The following is an 11,732-nucleotide window of genomic DNA, read 5'->3' as shown; positions in this document are numbered from 1 at the left end:
GTCCGGGTCCTTCAGGGCGCAGATGTAGCCGACCGGGCCGGGCATGTCGCGCGGCTCCCAGTGCAGGCACCCGAGCTCCCGGGCGCGGTCGGCGCGACGGCGTGCCGGTACGGCCACAGGCGCGGCTCCCACGCGGCACGGGCGTCCTCGTCGAGCGTCACCGCGTCGAGGAGTCCCGCGGCTGGCAGTCCGGCCGCGTCGAGCCGCGCGAGGCTCGCGGCGGTGTCCGGGTCGTGCCCGGCCTGGAACCGCTCCAGCGCCGTACGCGCCTCCTTGACGGCCGCGTCCGCCTGGCGCAGGACCCAGCCGGCCTCCTCCAGCTCGGGGGCCGACGCGTCGAGGTCCGCGCGCAGCGTCTCCGCCGGGGTGCCGTCCCACAGCTCGACGAGCCGGGCGAGCGCCGGCCGGGACCGGTCGAGTCGCTCCAGCTCCCCCTCGTACCGGCCCTCCTCGCCGATCAGCGCGCTCAGGTCCTCCTGAAGGGACTGGTGGACGCCGTCGAGCTCGGCGACGCGCTGCTGCAGCTCCTCCGGGACGGCGAGCTCGTCCAGCTCCTCCTGCGCCAGCCGGAGCGCGTCGCGGCGTTCGTCCGCCCGCCCGCCGAGCTCGTCGAGCTGCGCGGCCATGGCGGCGTCGTCGGCGTGGACGTCGAGGTAGCGCCGGGCGGCGTGCAGCCGCCGCAGCACGGTGACACGGGCGACGTGCTCCCGCGCGCGGTCGCGGTCGGCGACGGCCGCCAGATCGCTCTCCTCCTCCAGACGGCGCTGCTCGTCGCGGCTGCGCTCCTCGGCGTACCGGGACTCGATCTCGACCCGCTTGGCGCGCGCGTCGCTCTCCTTGTCGACCAGGTCGGTCAGCCCGGCCAGCGCGATGAGGGAGTCGCCGATCTCCTCGGGCTTGAGATGGGACAGCTCCTCCGACACCAGCGACGGCGCCTCCGGGCGGGTGCCGTCGGTGTGCAGGTAGGACATGCAGCGCGGCGACGAGCCGTACAGCACGTCGCCGATCCGCGTCACGGGCACCCGGTTGCGCAGCGAGGCCCACGTGCGGTGCGCGGTCTCCAGGCGCTCGGCGTCGTCCGCGCCGCGGGCGAGGACCAGGCCGTCGCTCCAGCGCACCTCGGCGTACGGGCTGCCGCCGGACTGCAGGCGGATCCACACCGACAGCGCCGACCGCTCGTCGGCGTCGCGCTCGCCGAACACCCCGACGATGTAGCCGACCGTCGCGGGCGCGTGCTCCTTGGCGGACAGGCCGACCGGCTCGGGCCGGAACAGCAGCCGCGCGGCGTACTTCCCGCTCTCGTGCAGCCGCCACTGCGGGTCGGCGAGGATCAGAGTGATGGCGGACAGGAAGGTCGTCTTGCCCGAGCCGTTGCTGTCCACCGGGCCGCGCCCGGCGACCGTGATGAACTGCCCCGGGATGATCGGGATCGGATGCGACGTCAGCGTGCCGATCTCCAGGGTCTGCAGCGCGATCAGGTCGCGCCGCCCGACCACGCCGCCGAGACCCGCCGCCTCGATGTCGATGGCGCTCGTCACCGTTTCTCCCCTTCGATGGCATGCGTACGGGTCTGGGCCCGTCGGCGGCGGATGGCGTCGGCGAGCGCGCCGTCCGGGTCCGCCAGCAGGATGAGGTTCTCCTCGATGAGGCCCGCCGTCTGCGGGGTCAGCCGCAGGAACTGCGGGCCCGGCCGGATCGGCGCGCTGTCGCCGGGCTGCAGCAGCCCCCGGTCGCGCAGCCGCTGCAGCGACAGCCGGATCTGCTCACGCGAGCGGATCCGCGAGTTCACCAGCGTCTCGAAGCTCACGCGCCGAGCCTGGTACGCCCGCGCGGTGCGCGGCAGCTCGCCCTGGGCCTTCGGGATGACGAACCCGTGCAGCAGGACCAGGGCGAGGACGGCCGCGTCGATGGGCTCCAGGGCGCCGACGCCCTCGTCGGCCAGCCTCCGCGCGACGCCGTCGTCGTACCCGGACACGAAGCCCTCGCGCAGTTCGATGAGGACCCGGCCGGCCGCGGCGAGCATCGCCTCGACGTACGGCCGCAGGTCGGGCCCCAGCCCGCGGTACAGGGCCATGGGCACCGGCTGGTCCGCCTCCTCGACCGCCGCCACCGCGCGCCGCACGGCGAGCCGGAGCTCGTGCGGCAGCGTCTCCAGGGCCGGGACGCCCTCACTCATCGGCCACCTCCCCGATCGCCGCGCCCGGGACACCGCCGGCCATCCGCCGCCGCGCCCCGAGCCCGCGGCTCGTCTCCGGCGCCGGGACGCGCTCACTCATCGGCGGCCTCCTCCGGCTCCGGCATCGCCTCGTGGACGCGGCGGAGCGCGGCCACCTCGTCATCGTGCAGCGTCGCGACGCGGGCGCCGAACCGGACACCGGTGTCGTCCTGGTCCACCCAGCCCGTGCGTGCCAGCCAGGCCAGGGAGCGTTTGGGCGCGTTGTCGAAGATGGGGATCGCCTCGTCCGCCGCCGGGCGGGCGTTGACCCGGGCGAGCAGCGCGAAGACGCGCTCGGGCGGCACCGCGCGCCCCGGATGGGGGTGCAGGTGCGGGTCCTCCCAGCACAGCCGCACGCAGGCGGCGAAGGTCAACTGCAGGGCGGTCGGCGGCGTGGTCCACAGCGCGTGGTCGGACTGCTCGGCCAGGTCGATGTCGGCCGGCCAGGTCAGTAGCGCGACCTGACCGCCGAGGCCGGCGGCCAGGACGACCTCGCGGCCGGCCGCGCGGGCCGCCGTGGACACGGCCGCCGACGTCTCGGCCGGCGTGCCGCCCAGCGCGCGCAGCCGGGCCAGCGCCAGCGCGGAGGGCGCCGGGTCAGCCATCCTGGTCGCCTCCGGTCGCGGCGCGCTCCGCCTCGACCGCGCGTACGCCCAACTCGCTGACGTACGTCGTCGGCGCGTCGGGCGCGACGTGCAGCCGGTCGCCCAGCACCGGCTCGAACGGCAGGTCGGGATCGGTGGCGGAGATGAGGACATCGGCGATGACACGCGCCGCCTGCCGCCACGGTGTGCCGCGCAGCCGCTCGGTGAGGTCGACGGTGTCCTCCGGGCCGAGGTGCGCCTCGATCGCCGCCCGGCGGGCGGCCTGGTAGTCGCGGAGACGCTCGGCCGCCTCCTCGACCGGGTCGCCCTCGGGCAGCGGGTCCTCCCGGCGGGGCCTGCGCTGCCGCGGGCGCGGGCGCGGCTGGTGCGTCTCTATCGTCCGGAGGATCTCGTGCGGCGACAGGTTGAGCCGGGGCGGGTCGAACACGACGCCGTCGAAGACCGCGGCGAGGGCCTCCGGGCTGGCGGTGATCGCCGCGGTGAGGTACGCCTCGGCGTCGAGGAGGGTGAAGTCGCGGCGCTGCGCGGCCTGGTCGAGGAGCCGGGCCATGTACTCCTGCACCGCGTTGACGTACTGCAGGGCGGCCTCGGCCATGCGCTCGGCGGACCGGCGGTGCTCGCCGAAGTCGCGGTTGACCCGCTCGACGATGCGCTCGGCCTGGGTGAACAGCCGCTTGGCGTCGCCGTGGTGCCGCTGCTCGGCGATCAGCTCCTCCAGCGGGCGGTGCCGGACGAGGCGGCGCAGGTGCCCGGAGCGGATCGTGAACTCCCGGCGCGCCTGCACGAGCGCCTCGGCCACCTCCCGGCTGGTCGCGCTCCCCCGCTCCAGCTCGCGGTAGGTGACGTCGAGCAGCGTGACCAGCTCCTGCAGGCCGCCGCTGGCCTCGAGCCGGCCGAACACCAGGAGCGCGGCCGAGGAGGCCGGGTTGAGGACGTAGCGCCATTCGTAGTCGCGCTGGGTGAACGGCTCGACCAGCTCCATCTTCAGGAACAGCTCGAAGTAGCGGTCGAACTGCGCCCGGCCGCAGATGTGGGCACAGGACTGGGCCAGCTCGGCGCGGGTGAGGCCGCCGTACGCCTCGTGGTCGCCGAACGCCGCGTGGATCGCGCGCGCGACCTCGAGCTGGTCGAGGTCCTCGGTCACCGCCGCGCGGTCGCCGGCGACCGGCGCGGCGAACGCCTTCAGCCGCCGCTGGAACGCCTCGCGCACGGCGATCACATCGTCGTGCTCGAAGCGCATCTGCCCGCTCATCGTCACCCCCTGTGGTCCGAGCCACGACCCTAGCCCGGTCGGCGGACACTCGCAGACGGAGACGGCCGTGGCGCGGCGGTCAGGGCTTGCGCCAGCGCACCGAGTACCGCCAGTACAGGTGCCGTCGGAAGCGCGCGCCGGGCAGCAGCCGCCGGGCCTCTCCGCGTACCTCGCCCCAGCTCATCTCCGGGGCCGCCATCGGCATGCCCGCCGGGTCCGTCTTACCGTGGAGGCGGTTGATGACCACGACGGCGGGGAGGACCGCGAGGTCGAACGCCCAGTCCTGGGGCGTACGGTTGCGGGCCAGCCCGACGATCACGAGCGTCCCGCCGGGGCGCAAGAGGGCCGCCATCCTGGTGACGGCGCTCGTGAAGTCCATGTGGTGGATGGCGGCCACCGAGCAGACCAGGTCGTACGCGCCTTCGGGGAACGGGTGCCGGAGGAAGTCGGCCGCCACGAACTCCGTGGCGCCGGGCGCGCGCGGGTCGGCGCGTTCCCGCGCCTGTTCGATCATCTCCGCGGACCGGTCGACCCCGGTGACCCGACGTGCCCGGGTCGCGAGCCGGCGAGCGAGCAGGCCCTCACCGCACCCGACGTCCAGCGCCGCGTCGCACGGGTCGGGCATCGCGTCGAGCACCAGCCGGTGGTATTGCGTGTTGTGGTTCCAGTACGCGTGCTCCTCGGTGCGGGTCATCGACCAATGATCTCGGATCGGCCGGATCGATGCGGCCGATCCGGATGACACGCCCTGTTTACGTGCTCCTTCACCGGGTAGCCGAGGCACCTGACCGAAAACAACGGCCGAAATCGACTGCGAAGGAGATGGACGATGAGCAGTGTCATGGAGAGCATCGACGTCCACGTCCCGGTGCACACGGCGTACAACCAGTGGACCCAGTTCGAGGACTTCCCGCAGTTCATGGAGGGCGTGGAGGAGATCCACCAGGTCAACGACACGCTCACGCACTGGAAGGTGAAGGTCGCGGGCGCGAGCCGCGAGTACGACGCGCAGATCACCGAGCAGCGGCCCGACGAGCGCATCGCGTGGACGTCGGTCGAGGAGCCCAAGAACGCCGGTGTGGTGACCTTCCACCGGCTCGACGACGACAACACCCGGATCGCCCTTCAGCTGGAGGTCGAGCCTGAGGGGATCATGGAGAACGTCGCCGACAAGATGGGGCTGGTCAAGCACCGGGCGAAGAACGACCTCAAACGGTTCAAGGAGTTCATCGAGGAGCGCGGCACCGAGACCGGCGCCTGGCGCGGCAACGTGGACCGTCCCGACCAGTGAGTCCCGCCTGCGGGCCGTCACCGGACGACCCGGAGCCGCGACCTCTCCGTTCAGGGCCGGGCCCGCTGCTCAGCGGGCCCGGTCTTCGCATGTGATCACGAACTAACGCGAGAAAAACTCATGTCCTCTTCCGGTCAGAGGACTACTCTTCACCCGGCGGTTGGCGGACAGTGATCCACGCGGTCAACCGATCGAGGTGGTCCCATGAGACGTCTCCCGGGCGTCGTGTGCGCCGTCGTCCCCGCCCTGCTGCTCATGCTGGCCCGGCCCGCGGCGGCGGACCCCTTCCCGGCCGGACCGCCGAACGATCCGGGCTACGCGCCGGTGGAGAACGGCGCGCCGCTGAGCTGCCTGACCACCGCCGCGCCGGGCGGGGAGCAGCACAACCTGTACTCCTTCATCCCGAAGTGCACGCCCGCCGCCAAGGACCCGGAGGGCGCCGCCGGGATGTCGGTGGACGCGGCCTGGCGGGACTACACGACCGGTTCGCCGGACACGGTCATCGCCTACGTCGAGGCGGGGATCAACTGGCACGCCGGGGACGTCGCCGACCTCGCCGACAAGGTCTATCTCAACACCGGTGAGCTGCCGAAGCCCGCCGGCTCCGACACCTACGACCGGGACGGGGACGGCGTGGTCACCGCCGCCGACTACGCCGCCGACCCCCGCGTTCACGACACCAACGGCAACGGCGTCATCGACCCGGAGGACCTCATCGTCGCGTTCTCCGACGGCAAGGACGACGACGGTGACGGGTTCACCGACGACATCTCCGGCTGGGACTTCTACGACGACCAGAACGACCCGGCCACGCCCGACTCCACGTACGGCCACGCCAACGACCAGCAGCGGGTCGCGGCCGCGCAGACCGACAACGGCAGGCTGGGCGCCGGCATCTGTCCCAAGTGCCGCCTGCTGCCGATCCGCGCCGGCGACGAGGCCCTGGACCGTACGGACGACCTCGCCGCCGCGTGGCTGTACGCGGGCCGGGCCGGGGCGAAGGTCATCGTCAGCACGACCGCGGACCTCGGGTACTCCTCCGCGATGCGCCGCGCCGTGGACAAGCTCTGGAACGACGGCGTGGTCATGGTCGAGTCCAGCAACGACTTCGACTCCACGGACCACCAGGGCGGCATGTTCTGGCCGCACGTCATCCCCGGCAACGGCCTGGTCGCCAACGCGGCGGGCGCGACGGGCGCCCTGGCCAACGCCCTCACCTCCACCTACCGCGAACGCTCGAACCTCACGTCGTTCGGCGCGAAGGCGATGTTCTCGGTCGCCACGCTCGGCGGCTCGACGTCGGAGTCGACGCCGACCACCGGCGGGCTGTTCGCCCTGCTGCTCTCCTACGGCGCGCAGGCCGCGAAGGAGAAGAAGATCGACCGGCCGCTGACCAACGCCGAGGCCGTCCAGGTCCTGCGCGCGACCGCGAGCGACGTCGACGACGCGAGCCTGGGCTGGGCCGGCCGGCCGGGCTGGGACCGGCAGTACGGCTACGGCCGCCCGAACGCCGCCAAGGCCCTCGCCGCGGTCGCCAAGGGCGACATCCCGCCCGCGACCTGGATCGAGAGCCCGGACTGGTACTCCCTGTACGACCCGGCGACGACCTCCTCCGTGCCGGTCACCGGGCACGTGGACGCGTCCCGGGCCAAGAGCTTCCACTACCGGCTGGAGTTCGCGCCGGGGATCGAACCGGCCGACTCGGCGTTCATCACGGCCGGCGACGGCCAGGGCACCGGGACCTACGACGGCAAGGTGGGCACGCTCGACCTGACGAAGCTCCCGCAGTCGTTCTGGACCAAGGCGTACTCGATGCCCGACGACAAGGAGCTGTCGTCGACCGAGCAGTACACCGTCACCCTGCGGCTGCGCGTCTGGGACGACGCGGGCCGGATGGGCGAGGAGCGCCGCGCCATCGCGGTCCACCACGACGACACGCTCCGCGCCGGGTTCCCGCAGCGCTTCGGGATCGGCGGGGAGAGTCAGCCCGCCCTGGCCGACCTGCAGGCGACCGGTCACCAGGCCATCGTGTTCGGCGACGCCGACGGCCGGGTGCACGCCATCGACGGCGTGAGCGGCAAGGAGCTGCCCGGCTGGCCCGCGACCACGAACGCCGAGCGGACCCGCGTCCCGGGCTTCGACCCGGGCCACGAGCCGATCATCGCTCCGGTCGCCGTCGGCGACCTGTTCCACGACGGACGGCAGGAGGTCGTGGTGACCAGCACGACCGGCCGGACGTACGCGTTCGACGCCCAGGGCGGGCTCCTGCCGGGCTGGCCGAAGACCCTGGACACGGGCGTGACCAAGCCCGCGATCCCCCGGCCCGCGCTGGCCTACACCCGGCTTCCCCATCAGGGCGCGACGGCCTGTCCCGTCCTCGTCGACCTGGACGGCAAGCCCGGCCTGGAGATCGTCCAGGCCGGGTGGGACGGACGGCTGCACGCCTGGCACGCGGACGGATCGGACGTCCCCGGCTGGCCGGTGACCGTGGCGGACCCGCCGAAGCCGGCGTCCGGGCTGACCGCGATCGACGACGCGAAGCTCGACGCCACCCCCGCCGTGGCCGACCTCGACGGCGACCACAAGCCGGAGATCGTGGTGCGCTCGCAGCACTCCGAGACTCACGGCGCGGGCATCCAGGCGCTCGGCGCGAACTACGTGTACGCGTACCACGCCGACGGCTCGCCGGTGAAGGGCTGGCCGGTGCGGGTGCCGTCGATCATCACGTTCTACGGCAGCGCGCAGGAGTTCATCACCGAGGCGGCGAACAGCCCCGCGGTCGCGGACGTGGACGGCGACGGCAAGGACGAGGTCGCCACCGGTCCGTCCTTCTCCGCGACGTTCCTCATCGGCGGCGACGGCGCGATCCGGGGCGCGTACGGGCCGCTCAACAACCCGGCGTCCGCGCTGCTCGGCCACGACGCGGCCGCTGTGCGCGCGCTGCTGACCGGCTCGTCCCCCACTCCGGCGGTGGACCTGCCCGCGTCGTTCACGACGAGCGGGGCGTTCGGGCGGTTCGGCGACGCCGGACGACTCGGCTACGCCGAGTCCGGGTCGGGCGCCGTGTCGCTGATCGCGGCGCTGCTGTACCCCGGCAGCGGCACCGCCATCGCCAACTACGAGCGTGGTTACGACGCCGCGACGACCCTGCCGGTGCCGGGGTACCCGCACGCGCGGGCCGGGCTGGACTTCCTCGGCGCGCCGCTGATCGCGGACGTCACCGGGGACGGCAAGGCGGAGGTCGTCGACGGCGGGGACACCTCGACGGTGCAGGCGTTCACGCCGTCCGGCCAGGCCGCCGGCTTCCCGAAGTTCACCGGCGGGTGGACGCTGTTCTCTCCGTCCGCCGGCGACCTGGACGGCGACGGCCGCACGGACCTGGTGACGACCACGCGCGAGGGCTATCTGTTCGCCTGGAAGACCGACGGCAAACCGGACGCCGAGTCGTGGACCTACCACCACGACGAGTGGCGCACCGGGCGGTACGGGACGGACACCCGCCCGCCCGGCGCCCCGCAGGACCTGCGGCGCGACGGCACGACCGTGAGCTTCGTCGCGCCGGGCGACGACGGGAACGCCGGCCGCGCCGCGACCTACCGCGTCAGCGCCGACGGCCGGGTGTCGACCGTCACGGCGACCGTCGGCGCGGGCGGCCGGCAGAGTCTCACGGTCCCGGCGGGCGCGCGGACGGTGGTGGTCCAGGCGGTCGACGACGCCGGCAACCTCGGCCCGGCGGCGACCCTCTGAGGGATGACTCGCGGGAGGTGGCCCTCGAGAAGCGCCGGCGGTGCCGGGACGGGCCGCCGGCGCCGCCTCACTCCTCCGAGCCGGTGTCCGAGCCGGCATCCGGCTTGGCGTCCGGGCTGGCGTCCGGGTGGGCCTCGATGAACTTCTCGTAGACCTCGTCGGCGATCTTCCCGCGCTCGCTCACCTCGACGCCCTCGGCGACGGCCCACTCGCGGACGTCGCTGTTGGAGTAGCCGCGCAGGCGCGGCGCCGTGTCCGCGGCGCTCTTGCGGGCCCGGCCCGCCTGGCGGACCTTGGCCGCCTTCTCGATATACGGCGCGAGCTCTCCGAGGAGCTCTTCGAGACGCTTGAAGTTCTCATCGCCGAGATCGATGGTGTACGTTACGCCAGAAACCTCGAAATCCCGCTTGGCGACGTCTTCCCCGTCATGCCCATCCAAATCATCCACCATTACGACTTTCGTCGCCACGAGGTGTTCCTTTCTCAGCTTGCTTTGTCGGGGCTTAGGATAATACGAGCGTACGACAGTCGGTGACGCGCACCGTGACGACGCCGGCCCCGAGGGTCATCGACCCTGGTCGGCCGGGCTCCCCGACGGCGAGTCGTGAAGTGCCCCGAAATTCGCGCAGTGCGTACGTTATTCACCGAACGGCTTTTGCCGATTCTTACCCTTCGAGCCGTTATCCGATAATATCGCAGGGAACAGTCGGCCGCGAAGTCGTCCATCCGGTGAACGACATATCCGTCGCCACGGCCGCCTGTGCCGGAAAGTGCCGGAGCCGACCGCCCGACGGCGCTATTCTCCCCACGAATGGAACTCGATCGGCTGGGGGTGCACCATAAGCGAGACACCGCGCTCGAGACCCGGGCCGCTGCTGCGGAGCCTGCCGTTCGGCATGCTCGCGCTCGTCGCCCTGGTCGACTTCTGGGCCAGCCCGGACATCATATTCCGGCCCATGCTCGTCCTCGGCCCCGCTTTCGCGAGCCTGTGGTGCGGGATCCGGCGGACCGCGCTGGTGGGCCTGACCGCCTTAACGCTGTCCGTCCTCCTCAGCTACCACCACCACACCCTCGGCCGGAGACAGAACACCCTCACGCTCCTGACCATGACCGGTGTCGCGGCGGCGAGCGTGGGGGCCAGCGCCGACCGGAAGAAACGCGAGCGCATCCTCGCCGACGTCCGGTCCGTGGCCGAGGTGGCGCAGCGCGTGCTGCTCCGCCCGGTGCCCCGGCGCGTCGGCTCCATGCACATCGCCGTCGGCTACACCTCCGCCACGGCGGAGGCCAGCATCGGAGGCGACCTCTACGAGGTCACCCTCACCCCGTCCGGGGTCCGGGTCATCGTCGGGGACGTCCAGGGCAAGGGACTGGAGGCGGTCGAGACGGCGGCGGACGTGCTCGGCGCGTTCCGGGAGGCCGCCTACGACGAGCCCGACCTGACCGGTGTGGCGACGCGCATCGAGGCCGCGCTGCGCCGGCGCCTGGGCGCGGAGTCCGCCGGCCGGCCCTCGGCGGAGGGCTCCGGGGAGAAGTTCGTCACGGCCGTCCTGGCCGAGTTCGGCGACGGCGAGGTCGTCACGCTGCTCAACTACGGTCACCCCTCGCCGTTCGTCCTGCGCGGCGGCGGCGACGGCGGCTTCGCCGATCCCGACGACGTCTCACCGCCGTTCGGCCTGTCCGATCTCGTCGCCGCCGCGCCGCGCCCGTACACCATCAAGTTCGCGCCCGCGGACCAGATGCTGCTGTACACCGACGGGGTCGTCGAGGCCCGCGACGCCGAGGGCCGCTTCTACCCGCTGGCCGAACGCGCGCACCTGCTCACGGCCGACGATCCCGAGCAAGCGCTCGGCGACCTGCGCGCCGACGTCCTCCGGCACGTCGGCGGCCGCATCGCCGACGACGCGGCGATGCTCCTCATCCGGCGCAGGTGAGCCGGCGCCCGACCGCCGTCGCGCTCGTGGGAGGCTGGGCGGCTATGACGGCGACCGGGTCACGAGCGACCACCCCCACCGCGCCCCTCCTCGCGGAGCCCGCCGCGCTGCTGGCCGACGTACGGATGCGGGGCGTCGAGGTCACCATGGCCTATGTTCCCGACGAGGCCGAGCGGCGACGCCGGGCGGCCGCCGGGCTGACCGGCGTGACCCGCGTCGACCTGCTGGACGTCCTGCTGGGGCTCCCGGCCGGAGCGACCGTCCCGTGGCCCGCGCTGTCGGCCAAGGAGCGCCGGGCCGTCCGCGAACTCCCGCCCGGATGCGCCGACCTCACGCCGACCGGCGTCGTACGGCTGCTGCGACGGCCCCTGCGGCCCGAACTCGCCATCGTGCGGGCGTCGTCCTGGCGGGCGGGCCTCGACCGCGCCGGCCGGTTCGGCGCGTACTGCGCACGGCTGGTCGTCCTGCCGGGCGCGCCCGCGGACCTCGGCCAGGCACGGGCGGAGGCCGACTACTGGGGGGTGGGCCTGGTCCTCGGCACAGAGGTCGTCGTGCCGCCCGAGCGTTTCGGAAGCCGGGCGCACACGCCCGCCGGCTGGGCGTTCGCCGAGGAGCTCCACCTGCGGACCCTGCCCGCTCCGCTGGGGACGGCCCGGCCCGCCGGCCGATGAACGCGATCCCTCCGGAACGA

Annotated in this window: 10 protein-coding genes; 4 read left to right on the top strand and 6 right to left on the bottom strand. The window is 73.2% G+C overall.

The annotated features are described in order from the left end of the window. Positions 1-11: 11 nt before the first annotated feature. From AB0K82_RS00150 to AB0K82_RS00130, 5 genes are all read right to left on the bottom strand, one after another. Positions 12-1,538: a hypothetical protein gene (locus AB0K82_RS00150; RefSeq protein ID WP_364390825.1), complete on the bottom strand. Its 1,527-nt coding sequence runs from the start codon at positions 1,536-1,538 to the stop codon at positions 12-14. Further along, on the bottom strand, positions 1,535-2,176 hold the full coding sequence (locus AB0K82_RS00145; protein ID WP_364390823.1) for a hypothetical protein: 642 nt from the start codon (positions 2,174-2,176) through the stop codon (positions 1,535-1,537). The genes AB0K82_RS00150 and AB0K82_RS00145 overlap by 4 nt, the downstream gene beginning before the upstream one ends. 92 nt (positions 2,177-2,268) lie before the next feature. Continuing rightward, positions 2,269-2,820 (bottom strand): hypothetical protein, encoded by a 552-nt coding sequence (locus tag AB0K82_RS00140; RefSeq protein WP_364390821.1) that lies wholly within the window; start codon positions 2,818-2,820, stop codon positions 2,269-2,271. Next, on the bottom strand, positions 2,813-4,072 hold the full coding sequence (locus AB0K82_RS00135; protein ID WP_364390818.1) for a hypothetical protein: 1,260 nt from the start codon (positions 4,070-4,072) through the stop codon (positions 2,813-2,815). The genes AB0K82_RS00140 and AB0K82_RS00135 overlap by 8 nt, the downstream gene beginning before the upstream one ends. Positions 4,073-4,151: 79 nt before the next feature. Beyond that, positions 4,152-4,766: a class I SAM-dependent methyltransferase gene (locus tag AB0K82_RS00130; protein ID WP_364390816.1), complete on the bottom strand. Its 615-nt coding sequence runs from the start codon at positions 4,764-4,766 to the stop codon at positions 4,152-4,154. A 135-nt stretch (positions 4,767-4,901) separates the two neighbouring features. On the opposite strand from AB0K82_RS00130, the gene AB0K82_RS00125 reads away from it, so the two are divergent. Both AB0K82_RS00125 and AB0K82_RS00120 read left to right on the top strand, forming a co-directional pair. Further along, complete coding sequence (locus AB0K82_RS00125) at positions 4,902-5,363, top strand: SRPBCC family protein (RefSeq protein ID WP_364390814.1); 462 nt, start codon at positions 4,902-4,904, stop codon at positions 5,361-5,363. 204 nt (positions 5,364-5,567) lie between these two features. Continuing rightward, a complete protein-coding gene (locus tag AB0K82_RS00120) occupies positions 5,568-9,110 on the top strand; it encodes an FG-GAP-like repeat-containing protein (protein ID WP_364390812.1) in 3,543 nt (1,180 codons plus the stop codon). Between the two features lie 67 nt (positions 9,111-9,177). Here AB0K82_RS00120 and AB0K82_RS00115 read toward each other — a convergent pair whose 3' ends face one another. Further along, a complete protein-coding gene (locus AB0K82_RS00115) occupies positions 9,178-9,579 on the bottom strand; it encodes an Lsr2 family protein (RefSeq protein WP_364390809.1) in 402 nt (133 codons plus the stop codon). 427 nt (positions 9,580-10,006) lie between these two features. Between AB0K82_RS00115 and AB0K82_RS00110 the strand changes: the two genes are divergently transcribed. Both AB0K82_RS00110 and AB0K82_RS00105 read left to right on the top strand, forming a co-directional pair. Next, entirely contained in the window at positions 10,007-11,041 is a 1,035-nt protein-coding gene (locus AB0K82_RS00110) for a PP2C family protein-serine/threonine phosphatase (protein WP_364390807.1), read from the top strand. Then, positions 11,038-11,712 carry a hypothetical protein gene (locus tag AB0K82_RS00105; protein WP_364390805.1) on the top strand — a complete coding sequence of 225 codons (675 nt, stop codon included), beginning with the start codon at positions 11,038-11,040 and terminating at the stop codon, positions 11,710-11,712. Before AB0K82_RS00110 ends, AB0K82_RS00105 begins: the two co-directional genes overlap by 4 nt. Positions 11,713-11,732 lie beyond the last annotated feature (20 nt).

This window comes from Actinoallomurus sp. NPDC052274 (assembly GCF_040679475.1).
GTDB lineage: Bacteria > Actinomycetota > Actinomycetes > Streptosporangiales > Streptosporangiaceae > Actinoallomurus > Actinoallomurus liliacearum.
Note: the sequence above shows the minus strand (reverse complement) of the source record. Positions and strands in the feature narration are given on the sequence as shown.